The organism is Bacillus sp. CHD6a, assembly GCF_001293645.1.
GTDB lineage: Bacteria > Bacillota > Bacilli > Bacillales > Bacillaceae_I > Sutcliffiella_A.
On the sequence record NZ_LBMD01000010.1, the window covers coordinates 75,259 to 97,191 of the forward strand.

Consider the following 21,933-nt stretch of genomic DNA (forward strand, 5'->3'; position numbering starts at 1 on the left):
ATAAGAGAAGAGCGTTAGCGCTCTTCTCTATTTCTTTTTCTTATTTTTTCCCTTGATAGAACTGCGCTTCTTCTGTTGAGCCGCTCAGTGCAGTGGTAGACGATGTTCCACCGGATACGAGCTTTGCCACTTCATCAAAATAACCAGTACCAACTTCACGTTGATGACGAGTCGCTGTATAGCCATACTGCTCACTTTCAAACTCCGCTTGTTGCAACTCGGAATATGCTCCCATCCCACGATCACGATAACCTCTTGCAAGCTCAAACATTCCGTGGTTCAAGGCATGGAATCCGGCTAGGGTCACAAACTGGAACTTATAGCCGAACTGGGCAATCTGCTGCTGGAATGTTTCAATGGTTGCATCATCCAACTTTGCTTTCCAGTTGAAAGATGGTGAACAGTTATATGCTAACAGTTTTCCGGGAAACTTTTCATGAATGGCTTCCGCAAAAGCTCTTGCCTGCTCCAAGTTAGGTTCGGAAGTCTCACACCAAATCAGATCAGCGTAAGGTGCATATGCAAGACCACGAGCAATTGCTTGTTCAATTCCGGCTTTTGTGCGATAGAATCCTTCAGCCGTTCGCTCGCCAGTTAAAAATGCTTGGTCGTTCTCATCAATATCACTTGTAATAAGATCTGCCGCGTCCGCATCGGTTCTTGCAATCAAAACTGTCGGCACACCCATTACGTCTGCTGCGAGACGTGCTGAGATAAGATTTTTCACAGCCGTTTGGGTTGGCAATAATACTTTCCCTCCAAGATGTCCGCACTTTTTCTCAGAAGACAATTGGTCTTCAAAGTGAACGCCAGACGCACCGGACTCAATCATGCCTTTCATCAACTCAAACACATTCAACTGACCACCAAAGCCCGCCTCCGCATCTGCAACGATTGGTGCAAAGTAATCCACCTCTTCGCTTCCTTCTAGGTATTGGATTTGATCTGCACGCTGCAATGCTTGATTGATTCGTTTAACAACATGTGGCACACTATTTGCCGGATAGAGACTTTGGTCAGGGTACATATGACCGGATAGGTTGGCATCTGCAGCAACTTGCCAGCCGCTTAAATAAATGGCTTTCAAACCCGCTTTTACTTGCTGAATGGCCTGATTTCCTGTTAAAGCCCCAAGTGCATGCACATAGTCCTGTGTATGAAGAAGATCCCAAAGTTTTTGTGATCCTCTTTTTGCCAATGTATGTTCAATATCAATGGAACCTCTAAGACGCAGCACTTCTTCTGCTGAATATGGTCTTTCAACCCCATTCCAACGTTGTTCTAGTTCCCAGCTTTCTTCTAACTGTGCAATTCTTTCTTCTCTTCTCATTACTAATTCCTCCCTTAATTTAGGTATCTATTAATCTTCCAATAATTTGTAAGCTGGAAGTGTTAAAAATTCGGCAAATTCATCATCTTTGATTAAGTTTTCAAAAAGAGTGGCTGCCTGATCAAGTTTCCCAGATGAAAACCGATCAGAACCTACTTTTTCTATGATGGCTTGTTTTTCTTCCTCAATTAGTTGTTTGACCAACTCTAATGTAATTTTCGTTCCATCTTCTAGTTCTGCTTTTGGATGTCTAACCCATTGCCATACTTGGGACCTCGAGATTTCTGCTGTAGCTGCATCTTCCATCAGGTGAAAAATTGGCACAGCACCGTTTCCATCCAACCATGCTGCGATGTACTCCATTCCGACATGAATGTTTTTACGAAAACCATCTGCCGTTATCGTACCTTCAGGAATTTGAACGAGTGCACCTGGGTCTGCCTTGACGTCTTCCCTTTTTATGTGCAACTGATTCTGACCTTTCATGTGCTCATTAAATACTTCTAATGCCACCGGAACCAATGAAGGATGTGCCACCCACGTTCCATCATGGCCATCTTTTACTTCACGAAGTTTATCTTCTCTTACTTTTTGGAATGCTTGAGCATTCGCTTCCTCATCATTTTTCACCGGTATTTGTGCTGCCATCCCACCGATTGCGAAGGCACCTCGTTTATGGCAAGTCTGAATCACCAATTGTGTGTAGGCTCTCATGAAAGGAACTGCCATTGTCACTTGGCTTCTGTCAGGCAACAAGAAGGTCGGATCATTTCTAAATTTCTTTATGAAACTGAAGATATAATCCCATCTTCCACAATTCAGTCCAGCAGCATGCTCTTTCAGCTCATATAATATTTCATCCATTTCAAAGGCTGCCGTAATGGTTTCTATTAATACGGTTGCTTTAATAGTCCCTTGTTCAATTCCCAATTCTTGCTGAGCAAATACAAACACATCATTCCACAATCTTGCCTCTTGATGACTTTCAAGCTTAGGAAGATAAAAATATGGAGCGCTTCCATTTTCCTGCAGAACCTTGACGTTATGAAAGAAATACAATCCAAAATCAAAAAGACTACCAGATACAGATTCGTTATTTATTTGGATACGTTTTTCCTCCAAGTGCCATCCTCTTGGTCTAACAAGAAGGGTAGCGATTTCTTTATTCAATTTGTACTCTTTTCCGTTTGAAGCGGTAAAGTCAATTTTGCGCAAGTTTGCATCTCGTAGATTGATCTGCCCCTCTATCATGTTGTTCCATGTTGGAGAAGAGGCATCCTCAAAGTCCGCCATGAACACTTTTGCTCCTGAGTTTAAGGCATGAATAATCATCTTACGATCAACCGGACCTGTTATTTCCACTCTTCTGTCTTGTAGGTCTTTCGGAATGTCATTCACTTTCCAGTTACTTGTTCGGATACTTTTCGTGCTATCAAGAAAGTTTAATGGTTCTCCCTGATCAATCCTTGCTTGCCTTTCTTTTCTTACTGCTAACAGTTCTCTTCTGCGCTCATTAAAATTGTGATGGAGCTTCTCGAGGAAAGATAATGCTTCCTGTGTTAGTACAGTTTCAAAGCCGTTTTTCATTGGACCTGTAATGCTGATGCCTGTTGTACCGGTATTCACGATATACTTGCTCCTCTCTTGTTATGAAACAGTTAGTATATTTGTATTGTATTATATAACAGAGTGTTCGTAATAAAAAGACTTTTTTAAAAATTTATTGGTAAATATTTTTCGACACGGGAAAAAATAAAAAAAACGGGCATGAACAACCCGGTCTAATAAAATTTAAGAAAGCCGCTGTTCCTTTCCGCAAATAGCTGCGCTTTCCACGGGGCGGCCTTGAGCCTCCTCGCTTCGCTGCGGGGTCTCAACATTGCCGCTACTTCCCCGTAGGAGTCTCCGCCATTTGCTCCAATACACAGCTAGAAATAAAAAGAACAAAAGAATAATGTTTTTTTGAGGCTTTTTTAACCTTAGTTTAAGGGAGTCACCTTGTTGAATGAAGTGGAAGGCGCGCAAGCAAGATATGCCCCTGAAAAACTGATAAAGTAAAGTTTTTATTGATTCCTAGCTGGTGATTGGAGCAAAAGGCGAAGACTCCTCGAAAATGCTACGCATTTTCTTCGTGCGATGAAACGCTGCCGAAGCCTTCCTTGTCCTGAGAGAGATAGCGCTAGGTGGAGACCCCTCAGGCGTAGCGAGCCACTGAAAAACTGATAAAATAAAATTTTTATTAATTCCTAGCTGGTGATTGGAGCAAAAGGCGAAGACTCCTCGAAAATGCTACGCATTTTCTTCGTGCGATGAATCGCTTCCGAAGCCTTCCTTGTCCTGAGGGAGATAGCGCTAGGTGGAGACCCCGCAGGCGTAGCCGAGGAGGCTCCAGCAGTGCCCCTAGGAAAGCGAAGCCATTTGCGGAAATCACCAGCGGTGTCTAAACAATACCTAAAATCAAGGACTTATTACATGACTTCCAAAGGCGTGAGAAGGCTCACGGATCGCCCGCTGGCAAGCTATGCAAACTGGAACGGAAATCACCTGTATTATACAATTGCTTCCTACAAAAAAAAGCAAGCAACGCACTCTTTCACGTTGCTTACTCTGCCTTTACATATCGCTCCAGATAAGCGATTCTGTCCACCATTGGAGGGTGGGTATATCGAAAAAATTTCACTACAGATGGAGGATTCACTTCACTTAAACTAGACCTTGTAATTTCCTGAAAAGCCTCTATAGCAGGTTCTGTATTTCCGGTCAGTTCAATGGCATATACGTCTGCCCTGTGCTCCTGATATCGTGATATTGCATTTGTTACAGGACTCGCAAGGAAAAGCAACAAAGACACCAGCAATAGCAATAACGGGAGCGAGGCAAGTTGGTTTAAGCTGTTGATTTTCCATCTCTTACCGAATTTCTTTATAAGCCTACTTGCTGTCCAATAGATCAAGTAAAAAGCAAAGAAAGAAAAGACGATGTATCCAGTAATGCCGATTACAATATGATTCATGTCATAGTGTCCCATTTCATGCGCCATGATAAACAGAATTTCTTCTTCCTGAAGTCGAGTCAAGAGCGTATCCCACAGCACAATACGGGAGTTACCCCCGACACCTGTTACATAAGCATTCATGCTATTCGTTTTTTCAGCCATATTCACTTCATAAACTCTGTCGGCAGGAATGTCCGCTTCGGCTGCCAGTTCAAGGATTTTATCTTCTAATTCTTTATCTTGGAGCTCGGTAAAATCATTATATAAAGGGTCTATGACAACAGGTTGGATATACATCATAAAAAATACAAGTGGAATGAAGCATCCCCAAGCAATCGCCCACCACCACTTCGAAAACTTACGGATAAGCAGATAGAGAAGAAGAACCACTATCCACATAATCAGCATTCCTTCCCAAAATCCGACAACCTGATCACGCATCCAGCCGGAGTAAGGCTGAACTGTAATGCCATAATCCTTAGATAGAAAGTAACGAAGGTAGCTTAGTGGATAATGAATGACCGTGCTGAATAAGGTTAGCCAAAAAAGATAGATTCCTGTCTGTAGCGATTTATATTTTGTGACTTTCTCCGCCCATCCTTGAATGGCACTTGCCCCACCTAAAACAAGAAGAAGGAAATAGAAGATCCATTCCACTGGAAGCGTCAGAAAGTAGATGGTATTACGTATTTTAGAAAACTCTTCGGTGAGTAACAGTTCCTTGCTACTTAGAAAGGTTGCTGGGTCCGCTTTTGTTCCCACTAATTCAGTTGGAAGGGAAGTATCCGCTCCAACCCATATGTAGAAAGTCACCGCTAAAGAATAGAGAACGTAACTAATCAACGTTAGAGAGACTGTTTTTTTCACTTTATCACAACCCCTTGTCCTGATATCCCTGTTTTATTCTATGCCACAATATAAAAAATAAGCAGGCTATTAGAAAGAAAAGCCTACTCGTTTCATTTTTAACTGACAAGCCAGGAATACACACTCAATGCTGCAATAGAGCTAATAACAACCAAAATGACGTTTGCTCCTAGGTAAGCGACCAGTAATGCCACGGCTGCACCGATAAATCCATACATGATATCTTCATTTATTAAGAAAATCCCGGGAACAATAAGCGCTCCAAGTGTCGCATAGGGAACATTTTTCAATACTGCCTGTACGAATGGCGGCAGCTCCTTGCCTTGGAACATCACAAACGGTATCAAACGCGGAAGGTAGGTGACGACAGCCATGCCGACAATCATTATGATAATCATACTATTCATCCACTTTCCCCTCCTTTGACCATTTAGCGAATAAAATTTCTATCCCAACAGCACTAGTGATAGTCGCAAGAACAATGGACCATCCGGCGGCAATCCCAAGTACCAACGAAAATAGAGTATTAAGGATAGCGGCAGCCCCGGCGAGCACAACCACTTTTCGGTGTTTCTTTAAGGAAGGCATCAACAAGCCGACAAACATGGCATAAAGGGCAACCGCCATGCTCTCCTGAAGCGATGAGGGCAAACTGCTGCCGATGACATGCCCGATCCCCGAGCTTACCACCCAACTGGAATAGGCGATTAAGATTACACCGAACATATATCCTGTTTGAATGGTTCCTTCTTTGGTAGCAGAGACCGAAAATGTTTCATCGGTTATGCCAAATGAGAAAAGTGATTTCTTCCAGAGACTATTCTCTTCCACTTTTTCGTTCAAGGAAGCGCTCATCAAAAAGTGACGTATGTTCAGAATAAAAGTCGTCATAACAATTTCAAATACACCAGATCCGAGTACAATCATATTCAAAGACATATATTGTGCTGCTCCGGCAAAGACGAGTAAGCTCATCAGCACCGTTTCAGAGACCGTTAAGCCTGCTGATTTTGCCAAAAGTCCAAATGTAATGGCGATTGGTATGTAGCCGATTGCGATGCTGACTCCAGCTTGCAAGCCGTTTCTAAAAGAAGAAGGTTTTCTTGCTGCGATGGTAGTTGCCACTGTGCATTTCTCCTATACTAGTAAATTGAATTATTTATTAATATACTAGTAGTTTACTGGATATGTAAAGAGTATTTCGAAAAGCGAGATACTTATCGTTTTACAATAGTGAAAGAGGCTTTTTTCCCGCTTGCCACTTTTTGTGTTACTTACAGATTCTTTGACACACTTATTTCTCCTGCTCCCTTTTCGTGTTTCATACGTCAACCATTCAGTTTGTCACACAAAAAAACTCCCCCTTCCTAAAGAAGAGAGAGTCCCACATAAATTTTATTTCCCCTTAAACTCCGGTGCCCGCTTTTCACTAAACGCAACAAGCGCCTCTATTCGGTCTTCCGTCGGTATAATCACTTCATATGCTTTACGCTCAATCTGCAAGCCTGTCTGCATATCAACTCCCATACCTTGACGAATGGCAAATTTGGCTTGTTGAAGTGCCACCGGACCGTTTTTGAGCATCTCACTGGCAAGCTCCATGGCACTATTAAGCACCATAAAACCTTCGTCTACTAACCTTGTAATCAAACCAAAACTATATGCCTCTTCTCCAGTAAATCGGCGAGCTGTCAGAATTAATTCCATCGCCTTTGCTTCACCAATAATACGCGGCAGGCGCTGGGTACCACCTGCTCCAGGAATAATCGCCAAGCTTGTTTCCGTCAGGCCCATTTTCACATCTTTGCACGTCACTCGAAAATCACAAGCAAGAAGGAGCTCCATCCCGCCACCGAACGCATACCCATTTATAGCTGCGATTGTCGGCTGCGGCAAGTCAGCGATGCGGTTGAACACATCCCCGATCTTGTAAACATTGCGTCTAACTTGCTGCTCGGTAAGGCCTCTTCTTTCCTTGAGGTCTGCTCCAACACTAAATGCCTTTTCCCCTGCCGCTGTAATCACTACAACACGGACGTCACCATTTGTGCGTAGCTCCTCCGCTACATTTCCTAATTCTACTAACATATCATAATTAAACGCGTTCATCGCATCAGGGCGATTGAGCGTTACAGTTGCTATATAATCTTTTATTTCTACTGCAATATAATTCAAATCTCTCCGTCTCCCTCCAAGATTGTTAGCGGTTACAAATTTCGCTATTTTATACATTCTCTAAAGAGAGCGTAAATCCTTTAAACACCCAGCTTTTCTTTTAATGCTCTTCTTAAGATTTTTCCGGTTGTATTCTTCGGAAGCTCTTCTAAGAACTCAATGGAAGAAGGGACCTTATATTTCGCCAAGCGCTCCGCACAATAGCCAAGTAAGTCTGATTCATTCAGGTAAGCATTGGTTACGACAAAACACTTTATCGCTTCACCGAACTGAGGGTCAGGCACCCCGACAACTGCTACTTCTACCACATTTTCGTGACTGTAAAGAACTTCTTCCACTTCACGAGGGTATACATTATAGCCTCCTACAATAATCATGTCTTTTTTACGGTCAACGATATAGAAGTAACCGTCTTCGTCCATCTTTGCTAGATCGCCTGTATATAGCCAGCCGTCACGGATTGCAACGGACGTTTCTTCTGGCATCTTATAATAGCCTGACATGACATTCGGCCCCCTTACAACAAGTTCTCCCACTTCATTAGGTGCCACTTCTTCTCCTAGTTCATTCACGACTTTATTTTCCACATTTACAATCGTAGTCCCTATAGAACCAGCTTTTCGAGGCTTATCTAATGGATTAAAACAGGTAACAGGTGATGCCTCTGATAATCCGTAACCTTCGGAAATGATAACATTGTATTTCTTTTCAAAATTCTTTAACAGAGCCACAGGCATGGAAGCTCCACCAGAAATGCAAAGTCTCAACGATTTTACATCTTCTACATCGCCTTGTGATTGCAAAAGGAAATTGTACATGGTTGGAACACCTGCAAAAACAGTCGCCTCATAGTCTTTTACCACATCAAAAATCACCTGAGGGCTGAACCTTGGAACAATGATGACTGTCGCGCCATTCATCAATGGTGCATTTAAAGCTACTGTCAAACAGAATACATGAAACATTGGAAGCGTTGCTACAACCTTGTCCGATTCGTTCATCTTTAGAAAATCGGCAGAATCCTTTGCATTTCGATACAAGTTCTTATGCGTCAGCATTGCTCCTTTCGGTTTACCTGTTGTTCCGGATGTATAAAGGATTACAGCCACATCGTCATCCTTCAGCTCCGGACCCTCATATGTAAAGCTTCCAGATGCCATAATAGTTGTAAACGATTTCAATTTTGGATAAACCGATAGTTGCTCAAGCGGAAAATCTTTCGCTTTTTCTTTGCCGTCAGGTGTTTCGCAAATGATGTAATGCTCCGTTAAAGGCAGGTGACCATGAAGCTTTTCAAATAGTGGAACAAGAAGGTCTAGGGTGATGATGGCTTTGACATCGCCATCTCTAAGGATGTAAGAAAGTTCTTCTGGAGTATAGATTGGATTGATAGGAATAACGGTTGCCCCAATTCGTGCCGCACCATAAAGCCCAATGACGAAATATGGCGAGTTTCCGACAACAAGGCCGATATGATCCCCCTTTGTGATTCCCATCTTTTCAAGTCCTGTTGCAAAAGCGTTAATTGCAGCATTCAACTCTGCGTAAGTTTTGGAATCCCCTTCAAAAATATACGCTTCTTTCATTGGATTTGTTTTTGCGGTTTGTGCCAACTGCGATGAAATATTCAAGTGTTTCATCTCCCCTTCGAGTAAATTGAATGAATGACCATTCATAAATCTCCCATTATCCATTATAGTAGATTGCTAGATATCTGTCATTAAATTATGTCGATAAAATTAAAATTTTCAGATAAAATATTTTAGTATAAAAAAAGAGCAGGGAATTCCTGCCCCTTGCTCTTAAAATTAATATATTAGATCTATTAATTCATCTCTGGTAATATTTCCAAAATAATGTTTCACATCTATTCCTTCTAGAGCTTGTGAAATTTCGGCTTTCTCATACTTCACACCAGACAAAAGGTTTTCCACTTCTGATACATCTCCTACACCAAAGAAATCACCATAAATTTTGCAGGTTTCTATTTTTCCTTTTGTTACATCTAGACGCACATCAATTTGCCCCACTGGATAACGGTGTGAATGCTGGAGATTAAACTTCGGTGACTTTCCGTAGTTCCAATCCCAGTTTTGGTAACGTTCTTTGGAGAGCTCCTGAATGTTCTGCCAGTCTTCCTCTGTTAGTTCGTACGTAGGAATATCCTTTGATTTAAAGATTGCCTCTAATAGAAGTTGGCGGAACTGTTCAATCGTAACATCTTCCTTTAGGAACTCTTTAATATTTGCCACACGGCTGCGAATTGATTTTATGCCTTTGGATTCAATTTTATCCTTCTTCACGTTCAGCGCGGAAACGACATGCTCAATTTCAGAATCAAACAGAAGCGTGCCATGGCTGAACATACGGCCTTTTGTTGAGAACTGAGCGTTTCCGGAGATCTTTCGTCCTTCGGCAAGAATATCATTTCTCCCGCTCATTTCTGCTTCCACTCCAAGGCTTTTCAATGCTTCCACAACTGGTGCCGTGAACTTTTTGAAGTTATGGAAGCTTTCGCCATCATCTTTGGTGATAAAACTAAAATTCAAGTTTCCATGATCATGATAAACCGCTCCACCTCCGGATAATCTACGTACCACATGAATGCCATTATCCTCCACATACTTTGTATTAATTTCTTCAACACTGTTCTGATTTTTCCCGATGATAATGGAAGGCTCATTGATGTAAAAGAGTAAGTAGGTATCTTCAATTTCCAAATTTTTAAGTGCATATTCTTCAATTGCCAAATTGATTCTTGGATCAGTAATTCCTTTATTATCAATAAAAAGCATCATTTCTTGCCACTCTCCCAACCATATCCTATATGTGCTAAATCAATTTTTCCATGGTAGATCGTTTCAGCCTCTTCCACCAACTGCTCCACTTTACCGAAATGAGGTAGATGTGTGAGCAACAATTGTGGCACTTCTGCACCTTGCGCAACCTTTGCAGCATCATGGCTGTTCATATGTCCTGCATCTTTACCATCTTGGTGAGCGTACAGATTACATTCACAAATCAATAAGTCTGTCCCTTGTGTAAAGGGGATGAATGATTCCTGATAGCTTGTATCTGCCGTGTACACAAACGAACCTTCGTCTGTGGATACCTTCATGGCAAAACACGGAACAGGATGAGTCGTTTTCAAGAACTCAATGGTGAATGGCCCTACCTGTAATGGAGTAGACGGATCATATGCAATTCCTTTTGTGTATTCTTTATGATGCAGTGACGAAAACCCTTGTAAGTCCTCCTGGTGACCGTAGATAGGAAGCTGAGTTACAGATTTGCCCATATAAAATGAGATAAGTCTCGCATATTGCAAAGGACCAATATCCGCGACATGATCATGATGGTAATGTGACAAGACTACTGCATCAAGTTCTGTTACATCTATGTAATTCTGAAGCTGTGCTAATACACCACTTCCACAATCAATCAATAATCTAAAATTTTTATGCTCGACTAAATACCCAGATGTTGCACTATTAACAGCTGGATAGCCTCCCCAAAATCCTACCACGGTAAGCTTCATGCCTATACATCACCCTTCTATTGGTTTCCAAAATCAAGTCTACCATAACCCTGCCCATTTTCCTATTTAGAGGAGTTGTTTTAAAACAGTTGTTGACAGGACAAGTTCTGTTATAATACAATAACAACAAATAACAAAACGGAGGGTGATAACATGTTGATTAAAAGTACAGAATTTTTCAAAACCTTACCACCTAAAAAATGCGTTGAATGCAAAAAAACAATGGATGAGCAGCACGAGTGCTACGGCAACCATTGCGATGAGTGTATGTCCAGTCAGTTAAAATAATATAAAATATAAGCCAGGGAATTTGCTAGATTCATAGCGGGTTCCCTGGTTTTTGTTTTAGACAGCTGTTCCTTTCCGCAAATGACTGCGCTTTCCGCGGGACGATGCTTGAGCCTCCTCACTTCGTTGCGGGGTCTCAATCTACCGTTACTCCCCCGCTGGAGTCTTCGCCATTTGCTCCAATCCACAGCTGAAAAATTGCGTAAAATTTATGTTTATGCCTATTAAGCTAACTCTATTAGATGCTTTTTCATAAACCTTTAAATGAATGAAGCCATCTTGTTGATTGGAGTGGAAGGCGCGTAGACGCCCGCGGGAGGAAGGGACAGGGGAGACCCCGCAGGCGCAGCCGAGAAGGCTCCCGGACCGCCCGCAGGCAAGCGAAGCGCCTGGAACGGAAATCAACCGATCTTATACTTTCTCATAACAAAAGAGCACTCATCCCCATAAGTGCTCTTTTTTCTATTCTATACGTAAACCCCTTGTTTGACCGTTGATTCCCGAACGATAAGCTCGAGATCATATTCATAAATTTCCTTGTGACGAAAACGTTTGGAACGCACCTTTTCCATCATGACCTGAAAGGCTTTGCGGGCCATTTCATCAATAGGCTGATAGACAGTTGTAATAGTCGGTTCCACCAGTTCCGTAATCGCCTGATTGTCAAATCCCACAACTGCAAGATCTTCTGGGATCTTCCAGCCCGAGCGCTTTGCCTCTGAAATAATACCGGCCGCCACTTCATCCCCACCAGTGAAAATAGCACTTGGTTTTTCCTCCAAAGCCAAAATTTCCTGAAACACCCTTCTTCCGTCCTCGATAGTAAAAGCATCACGGAAAGAAAAATCTTCACGAAATTCTACATTGAATTCTATAAGTGCTTTTTTAAAGCCTGCCTCCCTGCTTTTAGCGACATTGCTTTTATAGCCACCAGTACAATAGGCAACCCTGCGATGACCAAGTTCCAACAAGTGCTTAGTCGATATGTAACCGCCATATGTCTGGTCGAGCCTTACAGACGGTACATCCGCATCTTCTTCAAACTCATTGCACAAAACGATCGGTCCATATTCTAAAAACGGTTCTATTACATTCCAGTCATTTTGTATGGAGGAAAGGATAATCCCGTCCACTTGTTTCGTTTTTAACAAGTTCAAATAATCAAGTTCCTTTTTCTTTGAATATTTTGTCTGACAGATGATGAGCTGGTAACCGTTTTCGGCTGCAGCCATTTCCATCCGTTCGATCAGTTCACTGAAAAATGGATTCATCACACGAGGTATCAGTAATGCAACCATCTCCGTCTTCTGGCTTCTCAGACTTCTTGCAGATGAATTTGGAACATAACCAAGTTCACTCATTGCATTTGATACAAGTACACGCTTCTTTTCCGATACATACGGGTGGTTATTTATGACACGGGAAACAGTGGTTCTTGATAACCCTGCCAATCTTGCTACATCTTCTATTGTTGCCACGAGTCTCGCCACCTTAGCTGAGATAATAGGTTAGTAGAATGGTTGAAATCGTTTTCATAACTACTAGTATAAAAGGAAATGTAAGTGTTTTCAATAAAAATTTTACAATTTGCTTAATTAAATAGAAGAGACCGCAAATTAATGCGGCCTCCAATGTAGTGAAATCAATTAATTTACCGGTGAATGTTCAACAGGGATTTTGTATTCCTTTTTAAACTTATAAACAAAATATGCCCATGTACCAGTAAGCAAAATAACCATGAATCCACTTAATATCATCACATTTTCCCACATAAATGCGAAGTCTCCGCTTGAAATAACCGCCTTGAATCCTGACACTGAGTAAGTCATCGGCAACAGTAAATTGAATGGTTGAAGGGCATTAGGAATTAGTTCTAGTGGGAATGTTCCCGCACTTGTTGTTAATTGTAAAATCAAAATTATTATGGCAACAAATCGACCTGGATCCCCTAGTGTGGTTACCAAAAACTGCACTAGTGCAATAAAAGTAAAGGAAGTAAGGATACTGAACAAAATAAATAATCCGATGCTCTTTACTTCCACACCTAATCCTAGAATCAATACGGCATCTGCAAGCAATGCCTGTAGAATTCCTACTGCAGCAAGAATCGCCGCTTTACCAGTAAACCATGCTGTCCCAGAACGAGGTGTGCCTGCAGGCTCGCGCATTGGATATACGATGGAAAGCAAGAGTGCACCTACAAAAAGACCAAGAGATAAGAAGTAAGGTGCAAAACCTGTTCCATAGTTCGGAACACCGTTCTCCACTTCTGATTTTACCTTTACCGGCTCAGAAATCATATCAAAGGTTTTGTCCGTCCCCTTAACCTCCCCGGATTTCTCAGAAGCATCTTTCAAGTTCTCCTCCAGTTCATCTGTTCCTTCACCGACTTCAGATAGACCAGAGGAGATTTTATTTGAACCTTCTGCAAGCTCTTGTGTACCTTGTTGAAATTGTTTGGAACCTCCGTCTAACTGTTCCATACCGGCTAAAAGCTGACTTGACCCTTCTGCAAGCTTTTTACTGCCCTCAATTGCGTCACCTAATTTTTCACCAAACTGTGTTATTCCTTTGTTAAATTCTATATGACCTTTAAGAAGTTCTGATGAACCTTCTGAGAGGTGGTTAGTTCCATTTGCCAGTTCTGTCAAACCAGTCTGAAAGTTTGAATGTCCCTCTGCAAGCTTTCTGCTATATTCCGCTAAGGAAGAAGTGCCTGTATTTAATTCTAAAGCTCCCTGTTGAAGAGCCATCAGCCTTTTAGAAAACTCATCACTACCATTAATCAACTGTTCAAAAGAAGCATTAATTTCTGCCTGTTGTTCTTCGCTTGCCTGCTCTATCATTGGTTCAAGTGCTTTTTTCAATTGAATCATTCCTTGATTCAATTTTTCTGCCTTTTCTTGTGCTTGTGTAGCCCCTTCTTCAAGCTTTACGGTCCCAGCATTTAATTCCGCGGCACCTTCTGCCAAGTTTCCTGCTCCATTTGTAAGTTCTCCTTGAGCATCTTGCAAATGTGACATACCTTCATTGCTTTTAGTTAAACCGTCATTAAGCGTTGCTGCTCCAGTTTGGAGTTGCTCGGATGCTGAGGCCAGTTGCCCTTGACCTTCATGCAATTGGCCCAAACCTTTTGACAGATCCTCATTTCCCTTATGGATTTCTTTTACGGCACCAAAGGCCTTTCCCACTCCATCTTGGAATACAATCGATTTTTCGACAGCCTGTTCTAAACCTTCTTTCAAAGCAACAGAACCATCTTGTAACTCATGAACGCCATTGTTTAGTTTATTAGTACCATCTGCTGCATCTTTGTACCCGTCGGCCATCTTTTCCAGATTAGCAAACATCGCTTCTGCATAAGTACTGGTAAGTTCTTTAGATACTTCTTCTTTAATTTTCTCTACAGCTGTCGATCCAATTTGAGCAGATAAAAAATTATAGCTCTCATTTGGAACGAATTTCATTTCCAATGAAGAAGGGTTTTCATCCAAGAGCGTTGTTGCTCTATCTGAAAAATCATCAGGAATTTCAATAATCATATAGTACTGCTGTTTATCCATCCCTTCGTATGCTACTTCCTTAGAAACAAACTCCCATTTGAATCCATCATTTTTTTTCAAGTTTTCTTGTAGGTCGTCTCCTATAGTAAGTGGTTCTCCTTCATACTCAGAACCTTCATCCATATTGACCACAGCAACCGGTAGTTCATCAAGTTTTTCGTATGGATCCCAAAAGGCCCACAGAAACATTCCACTATACAGTAATGGAATTAATAATACTGCTATAACCGGAATCAGGATTTTTTTGTTTGTAAGCAATTCCTTCCACTCAAATAGTACGCTTTTCATCTTGTATTACCTCCATACTACATTATGACCATTTTTGTCATTTGGTCATTTTTCTAAAAATTTTAAGGATCATCAAGTTGATAATCCTTTGATAAAATATAATTCAAATAGATTGGCAATCTCATCTTTGGATAATGGGGTATGATGTTCTTCCCAGTCCACTACAAGTGCCACATAAAGCTTGAGCATTAGAAATGCTGTAATTTCCGGGTCACACTTTCTTAGTTCCCCTTTTTCTATCGCCTTTTCAATTCTTTCTTTAATAAATGTAATAATCATTTGCTCTAGGCGGTTAAGTTCTTGGTTAACTATTTTTGTTCCTAGTTCCTTTTCTTCTTGAATCAATTTGACGGTCAGTTGATGTTCATTTCGAAAATCAAGCAAGCTGATTAGGGCCCTGTGTGCATTTTCGAAAAAGGATTGCTCTGAATTTATGGAACGGTCAGCCACTTCCTGCATTTCTCTTAATATTCCTGCGACAATTTCACTAAAGAGCTCTTCTTTATTAGAATAAAAGGTGTAAATTGTCCCTTTTCCAACGTTAGCGAGCTTTGCGACTTGATCCATCGTGGTAGCTTTATACCCGAATAAAGAGAACGATTTTAAAGCTGCCTCAAGGATACTTTGTTTACGATCCATTTGATAGCTCCTTTCCTACAAAAATGACTAATTGTCTATATTGGTCAATTGGTTTTATTATAGATGCTCTTTTATAAAAAAGCAACATCTAGGTTTAATATTTGCCTTGTCGCCGCTGTTCCTTTCCGCAAATGGCGAAGACTCCTGAGGGAGATAGCGCTAGGTGGAGACCCCGCAGGCGTTGCGAAGCCACTGAAAAACTAAAAAAAAATTTTTCTGATTCCTAGCTGGTGATTGGAGCAAAAGGCCAAGACTCCTGAGGGAGATAGCGTTAGCTGGAGACCCCGTAGGCGAAGCGAAGCCACTGAAAAACTAAAAAAAAATTTTTTTGATTCCTAGCTGGTGATTGGAGCAAAAGGCCAAGACTCCTGAGGGAGATAGCGTTAGCTGGAGACCCCGCAGGCGTAGCGAAGCCACTGAAAAACTAAAAAAAAAATTTTTTTGATTCCTAGCTGGTGATTGGAGTAAAAGGCGAAGACTCCTGAGGGAGATAGCGTTAGCTGGGAACCCGCAGGCGTAGCCGAGGAGGCTCACGTCAGCCCCTAGGAAAGCGAAGCCCTTTGCGGAAATCAACAGCGGTGGTTATAAAAATACTAAAATCAAGCTTTTTTTAGTGGCCTCGGCGTAGCCGAGGAGGCTCCCGGACCGCCCGCAGGCAAGCAAAGTGCCTAGAACGGCAATCAACAGTATTATATATTTTCAAAAAAAAAAAACGGTTCAGTCGCTTTATGCTGCGACCGAACCGTCTATTGATATTTATACCTGAGCAACAGGTTTGTTTTTTATGCTATTCATCACTGCTTTGACTGCCGCTTCACCGGAATCGATGCAGTCAGGCAGCCCAACCCCTTCAAAAGAACTTCCAGCAAGATACACTCCCGGCATCTCTTCTGATAGACGAGCGTTCATCTTCTGCAGCATCTTTTTATGACCGACAGCATATTGAGGCATTGCTTCTCTCCAGCGAGTGACAATCGTAAATTCAGGCTCTGAACCGACCTCCATAATTTTGTTAAGGTCGTCTAGAACCACTTTTTTTATTTCTTCATCGCTTTGATCAACGATTGCTTCCTCTCCCACTCTGCCAACGTAACAGCGAAGGATTACTTTCCCTTTTGGTGTTGTATGCGGCCACTTTTTGTGGGTCCACGTGCAAGCTGTTATCGTATAATCATTGTTCCTAGAGACCACAAAGCCTGTCCCGTCAATGTCTTGTTTAAGAGCTGATTCATCAAATGCCATTGCAATGGTCGCAACAGAAGTAGAAGACATCTGTTGTAGTGGATCAAGAAAATCTGCTCCAGGAATCAAGCTTGCTGTAGCGTGATGGGGAGTCGAGATAATGACATTATCACATTGGACCTCTTTGCCATTACTTAATGCTAAAGAATATTGATTCTCTATTTTCTTAATAGTGTCTACTTTAACTGCTTTTAAGATTGTTACCTGATCTAGCTTTTCTTCAAGTGCATCTACAAGCGTTTGAAGGCCCCCGCGCAAAGTCTGGAACATACCTTTTTTCTTTTGGGCAGGTGCAGGCTTTTGTTTAGGAGTTGTCTGTTTCATCCCAAGTATTAAACTGCGGTACTTCTCTTCCACCTGCTGAAATTGCGGGAAAGTGGCTTGCAGGCTTAATTTATCGATGTCCCCCGCATAAATCCCAGATAGTAACGGTTCAATCAGGTTCTCCACCACTTCATTCCCCAGTCTTCTGCGGAAAAAAGACCCAAGTGATTGGTCTTCGCTGGCATTGTTTGAAGCTGGAAGGATAAGGTCCGCTGCTGCACGCATTTTTCCAATTGGGGAAAATAATCCTGTAGTAACAAAAGGTGACAGTTTTGTAGGGATTCCCATTACAGACCCTTCTGGCATTGGATGGAGTTGTCCCTTTAGAAGGATGTAGGCTTGACCTGTTGAATTGTGCACTAATTGATCTTCAAGTCCCACTTCTTTTATCAATCTTCCTGCACTTAATTTTCTAGCAAGGAAGCTGTCTGGTCCACGTTCAATAGTAAATCCATCCCGCTTTACAGTTTGGATTTTCCCACCCAGTCGGTTGCTTGCTTCTATCAGGGTAATCTCTATATCAAGGTTTTTCTCTTTTTTTTCCTTTTGAAGATAGTAGGCAGCGGCTAGGCCAGTAATGCCTCCACCGATGATGACAACCCTTTTTTTCTCCTCGTTCATGGTTTCATCGCCTTCTTTTTCTAGATTTACTGAGATACTTTCTTTAATTCTTCCAATACCACAGTAGCCATCGCATCAATAAATTCTGGTTGTGTATTTGGCATTTCTGGGCGATAGTACTTTGCACCAATTTCATCTGTTACAATTTTACACTCGTAGTCATTGTCATAGAGCACTTCTAAGTGATCCGATACAAATCCTACCGGAGTGTACACAAAGGATGTATAGCCTTTGTCTTTATGAAGATCATGAGTGATGTCTTGAACATCTGGTCCTAACCATGGATCTGGTGTGTTTCCTTCACTTTGCCATGCTATCTCATAGTTTTTAATTCCTGCACCCTTTGCGATCAGATCTGCAGTTTCTTGGAGTTGGATTGGATATGGGTCGCCCATTTGAATGATCTTTTCCGGAAGGCTATGAGCTGAAACAATCAATACTGCCTTTTCACGTTCAGCTTCATCCATGGATCCAAACGTTTCTTTCACTCTATCCACCCAGTACTGGATAAATTTCGGCTCATCATACCAACTTTCAACAGAAACGATGGAAGGGCCTCCGATTTTTTCTGCTTCTTCTTTTGCACGTCCATTGTAGGATTTCACGCTGAAAGTAGAGAAGTGAGGAGCAAGTACGATGCTTACTGCTTCTTCTATTCCATCTTCTTTCATTTGCTGAACCGCATCCTCTACGAATGGTTCGATATGCTTTAAGCCTAAGTAGACTTTAAATTCAATGTCGTCTTGGATGCTGTTTAAGTGTGCACCTAATGCATTTGCTTGTTCTTCTGTGATACGTGCAAGTGGAGAGATTCCTCCAATGGCATCGTATCTTTCACGCAGGTCCTGCAGCATTTCGTCAGATGGTTTTCTGCCGCGGCGGATATGTGTGTAGAATGGTTCCAGGTCTTCTTCTTTATATGGTGTACCGTATGCCATTACCAACAAGCCCATTGTTTTTTTGGACATATAGTTTACCTCTTTTCTTTTCTGGTTTATTGGAGAGTATTATGTTAACTCTGCTGATGATTTCCGCACTGGGCTTCGCTTTCCTAGGGGCGGTGCTTGAGCCTCCTCGCTCCGCTGCGGGGTCTCAAGCTACCGCTATCTCCCTCAGAAGTCTTCGCCCATTGCTCCAATCATCAGCTTAAATATCCTAAAACATAATTATCTATCTATTAGAAGAATAGTCATGTACGAATGTTGCTAAACGTTTTAGTGTGTCTGGATTTACCTGTGGGAATACTCCATGGCCCAGATTAAAGATGTAGCCAGGTTGTTGCATTCCTTGGTCAAGGATTGCTTTTGCTTTTGCTTCAATGACTTCCCACGGTGCTAAAAGAATAGCAGGATCTAAGTTGCCCTGAACAGGTTTCGTAATTCCACGCTCTCTAGCTTCTGCAATCGGTAAGCGCCAGTCGAGGCCGACCACGTCAAGTGGAAGGTCGTGCCATTCATTTGCTAAATGGCTTGCACCTACTCCAAACATAATTAGAGGTACATTTTCCTCCTTTAAAGTAGAGAAGATGCGATTCATGACCGGTTTAATGAAGTAACGGTAGTCTTCTACATTCAATGCTCCAACCCAACTATCAAAAATTTGGATTGCTTTTGCACCCGCATTAATTTGGGAACGAACGTAGGTAATCGTCATATCGGCAAGTTTATCCATTAATGCAAACCAAGCTTTCGGTTCTGCATACATAAATGCCTTGGTTTTATTATAGTTTTTAGATGGTCCGCCTTCAATCATGTAGGAAGCAAGCGTAAATGGAGCACCTGCAAAACCAATTAACGGAACATTCAATTGTTCTTTTGTTAATAGTTTGATTGTATCGAGTACATATGGCACATCTTCTTCAGGATGTATTTCCCCAAGCTTTTCAACATCTTGAATGGATCGGATCGGGTTATCAATAACTGGGCCGATTCCGGATTTTATCTCTACATCCACACCAATTGCAGGAAGGGGACTCATAATATCTTTATATAAGATGGCTGCATCCACGTTATATTGATCAACAGGCAGCTTTGTCACATAAGCACAAAGCTCAGGTTGATGAGTTATCTCAAATAAAGAATATTTTTCTTTAATTTTTCTGTATTCGGGTTGAGAACGTCCAGCTTGTCTCATATACCATAATGGGACATGTTCTGTTTTCTCTCCTCTACATGCTCGTATAAATGAATCGTTAAATGTTGTTTGACTCAAAATGATGACCCCTTCCAAATGACTTATTTCTGCTTTTATTTCGTTTCACTTCTGTCATGTTACACTATACCTATAAATGTAAGGAATGTATAGAATGAGTGCTTATTGTTCATAAAATTGACGATTATTCCCCCACCTTTATATGCGGCAGTGAGATTTCTACTGTTGATCCTACTTTTTCTTCACTGCGAATGGTTAACTGACCACCGTGGTTTTCAATAATTTTCATGGAAACCATCAGACCTAACCCTGTACCCTGTTCTTTAGTGGTAAAGAAAGGTTGTCCCAATTTGTTGATCACTTCTGCAGGGATCCCATACCCTTCATCCTTAATCAAGAGAGTGACAAAACCGTCTACTACTTGAGTATGAATGGTTATTTTCCCGCCGTCTGGCATTGCTTCCATGCCATTTTTAATTATATTTATTAATACTTGTTTGATTTGGTTTGGTTCACATTCTAGCCATAAGTACTCTTCAAAATGAACCACTTCGATGACAACTTGATTAATAAATGCCTCACTCTCAAGGAAAACACAGACCTCTTGTATGAGCTCTTTTAGATTTTGTCTTTTAAATTTCATGGCCTGCGGTTTTGCGAGCGCCATAAATTCATTTGTAATCTGGTTGATTCGTTCCAATTCTTTATCCATGATGGTAAAGAATTCTTTTTCTCTGCTTTCCTGGGAAAGGAGATGTACGAACCCTTTTAAAACGGTGACAGGATTTCTAATTTCATGTGCCACTCCGGCTGCGAGTTCTCCGATGACAGAAAGCTTTTCGGACTGCATGAGTGCCTCTTCCGTTCTCTTTTTATCGGTAACATCCTTCATGAGAAAAACTAGCGCTATTATTCCTCCCTGCCCATCCCTTACAGGTGTAACCGTAATGTTAAGGTCAATATGCATTCCTTCCGTTGTTGCTGTCAGAAGTTCGAATGAGAGTTGCTTCTGTCTTTTCAGTTTACTTAAAAAAACACGCAAAGAATTTTCAGATGTAAAAGAAAGAAAGCTTGTTCCCGAACCAATGATATCTTTTTCTTCCACTTTAAACATCTTTTCAAAGGAAGCATTTACTTTTAAGATGGCCCCCTTCAGGTCATAGACTCCAATAGAGTCTGTCGTATTATTGAAATATGCTTCTAAATATTCTTTCGTAGAAAGCAACTCTAAGGATGTTTGCTTTTCTTTCTTTTCTGCCTTTTCTAAGAGACTCCCTGTCAGCCTGCTAGAAAAGAGGAGAAAAATGGTGACAAATACGGAAAACAAAATAAAATACAATACATCCACTTTTAAATGATCGGAAAACACGATGTCGTTATAGTCGATGTAGAAAAATGACAGGGTGATACTAGTTAACAAACTTGCTATTAAAATTGGCAAGATACGGTTATATAGGGAAGACATAATTAAAGGAATGGATAGAAAATAAAAATTGATTACATCTTTATCTAAATAAGCAACCAGACAAAATGGAATGAAGGATGTACATACGATGACATACATTCCCACCTTAGCAAGCTTAGGCCGCAAAACAAAGAAAGCAACCAAAGCACACATCGATCCTCCTGTGAGTATGATTGCAGGAAGTATCTGAGGAAAAATAAATATGTTGGTTAAAAGGTCTAGAATGAGCATCGTAACAAATACGACCAACATCAACTTATTTTTCTGATGAATAACGTGCAATTGCTCAAGGTTCAAACTTTTTTCATTTAACCAAGCTTTTTTAATATTCAATCCTACTCTTGCAAAAAATGCTCCTACTTGTACATTCATCTCCCGCTTCTCCTCAAACCGTACATTTCATTGATATTTTTTATCTTTTTTGTATCATTGCTGTCGATTTATTCC

Annotated in this window: 17 protein-coding genes; 1 reads left to right on the forward strand and 16 read right to left on the reverse strand. The window is 41.3% G+C overall.

The annotated features are described in order from the left end of the window. Nucleotides 1–40: 40 nt before the first annotated feature. From aceA to AAV98_RS09270, 9 genes are all read right to left on the reverse strand, one after another. Nucleotides 41–1,330 carry an isocitrate lyase gene (gene aceA, locus AAV98_RS09225; protein WP_060665266.1) on the reverse strand — a complete coding sequence of 430 codons (1,290 nt, stop codon included), beginning with the start codon at nt 1,328–1,330 and terminating at the stop codon, nt 41–43. A gap of 30 nt (nt 1,331–1,360) precedes the next feature. Continuing rightward, nucleotides 1,361–2,956, reverse strand: coding sequence for a malate synthase A (gene aceB / locus AAV98_RS09230; RefSeq protein WP_060665267.1), 1,596 nt, complete (start codon nt 2,954–2,956; stop codon nt 1,361–1,363). Between the two features lie 976 nt (nt 2,957–3,932). Then, entirely contained in the window at nt 3,933–5,192 is a 1,260-nt protein-coding gene (locus AAV98_RS09240; RefSeq protein ID WP_060665269.1) for a M48 family metallopeptidase, read from the reverse strand. 98 nt (nt 5,193–5,290) lie between these two features. Continuing rightward, nucleotides 5,291–5,599: an AzlD domain-containing protein gene (locus AAV98_RS09245; RefSeq protein WP_060665270.1), complete on the reverse strand. Its 309-nt coding sequence runs from the start codon at nt 5,597–5,599 to the stop codon at nt 5,291–5,293. Continuing rightward, entirely contained in the window at nt 5,592–6,317 is a 726-nt protein-coding gene (locus AAV98_RS09250; protein WP_060665271.1) for an AzlC family ABC transporter permease, read from the reverse strand. Before AAV98_RS09250 ends, AAV98_RS09245 begins: the two co-directional genes overlap by 8 nt. Before the next feature lie 270 nt (nt 6,318–6,587). Beyond that, nucleotides 6,588–7,367 carry an enoyl-CoA hydratase-related protein gene (locus AAV98_RS09255; RefSeq protein ID WP_060665272.1) on the reverse strand — a complete coding sequence of 260 codons (780 nt, stop codon included), beginning with the start codon at nt 7,365–7,367 and terminating at the stop codon, nt 6,588–6,590. An 80-nt stretch (nt 7,368–7,447) separates the two neighbouring features. Beyond that, nucleotides 7,448–8,998, reverse strand: a complete 1,551-nt coding sequence (locus tag AAV98_RS09260) for a fatty acid--CoA ligase family protein (protein ID WP_060665384.1) — start codon at nt 8,996–8,998, stop codon at nt 7,448–7,450. Nucleotides 8,999–9,175: 177 nt separating this feature from the next. Further along, nucleotides 9,176–10,162, reverse strand: coding sequence for a lipoate--protein ligase (locus AAV98_RS09265; protein ID WP_060665385.1), 987 nt, complete (start codon nt 10,160–10,162; stop codon nt 9,176–9,178). Next, nucleotides 10,162–10,905: an MBL fold metallo-hydrolase gene (locus AAV98_RS09270; protein ID WP_060665273.1), complete on the reverse strand. Its 744-nt coding sequence runs from the start codon at nt 10,903–10,905 to the stop codon at nt 10,162–10,164. Before AAV98_RS09270 ends, AAV98_RS09265 begins: the two co-directional genes overlap by 1 nt. A gap of 153 nt (nt 10,906–11,058) precedes the next feature. Here AAV98_RS09270 and yhfH point away from each other — a divergent pair, with 153 nt between their 5' ends. Beyond that, the gene (gene yhfH / locus AAV98_RS19950) at nt 11,059–11,193 is read left to right on the forward strand and encodes a protein YhfH (RefSeq protein ID WP_082380846.1); all 135 of its coding nucleotides are present in this window, start codon (nt 11,059–11,061) and stop codon (nt 11,191–11,193) included. A gap of 467 nt (nt 11,194–11,660) precedes the next feature. On the opposite strand, the gene AAV98_RS09275 is transcribed toward yhfH, so the two are convergent. From AAV98_RS09275 to AAV98_RS09305, 7 genes are all read right to left on the reverse strand, one after another. Beyond that, the gene (locus tag AAV98_RS09275; RefSeq protein ID WP_060665274.1) at nt 11,661–12,671 is read right to left on the reverse strand and encodes a LacI family DNA-binding transcriptional regulator; all 1,011 of its coding nucleotides are present in this window, start codon (nt 12,669–12,671) and stop codon (nt 11,661–11,663) included. A gap of 168 nt (nt 12,672–12,839) precedes the next feature. Beyond that, on the reverse strand, nt 12,840–15,044 hold the full coding sequence (locus tag AAV98_RS09280) for a YhgE/Pip domain-containing protein (protein ID WP_060665275.1): 2,205 nt from the start codon (nt 15,042–15,044) through the stop codon (nt 12,840–12,842). A 72-nt stretch (nt 15,045–15,116) separates the two neighbouring features. Continuing rightward, nucleotides 15,117–15,683: a TetR/AcrR family transcriptional regulator gene (locus tag AAV98_RS09285; RefSeq protein ID WP_060665276.1), complete on the reverse strand. Its 567-nt coding sequence runs from the start codon at nt 15,681–15,683 to the stop codon at nt 15,117–15,119. A gap of 756 nt (nt 15,684–16,439) precedes the next feature. Then, nucleotides 16,440–17,870, reverse strand: a complete 1,431-nt coding sequence (gene hemY / locus AAV98_RS09290) for a protoporphyrinogen oxidase (protein ID WP_060665277.1) — start codon at nt 17,868–17,870, stop codon at nt 16,440–16,442. Nucleotides 17,871–17,896: 26 nt separating this feature from the next. Then, the gene (hemH, locus tag AAV98_RS09295; protein WP_060665278.1) at nt 17,897–18,838 is read right to left on the reverse strand and encodes a ferrochelatase; all 942 of its coding nucleotides are present in this window, start codon (nt 18,836–18,838) and stop codon (nt 17,897–17,899) included. Nucleotides 18,839–19,040: 202 nt separating this feature from the next. Then, on the reverse strand, nt 19,041–20,081 hold the full coding sequence (gene hemE, locus AAV98_RS09300; RefSeq protein WP_060665279.1) for a uroporphyrinogen decarboxylase: 1,041 nt from the start codon (nt 20,079–20,081) through the stop codon (nt 19,041–19,043). 124 nt (nt 20,082–20,205) lie between these two features. Further along, nucleotides 20,206–21,858 carry an ATP-binding protein gene (locus AAV98_RS09305; RefSeq protein WP_060665280.1) on the reverse strand — a complete coding sequence of 551 codons (1,653 nt, stop codon included), beginning with the start codon at nt 21,856–21,858 and terminating at the stop codon, nt 20,206–20,208. Between the last annotated feature and the right edge of the window lie 75 nt (nt 21,859–21,933).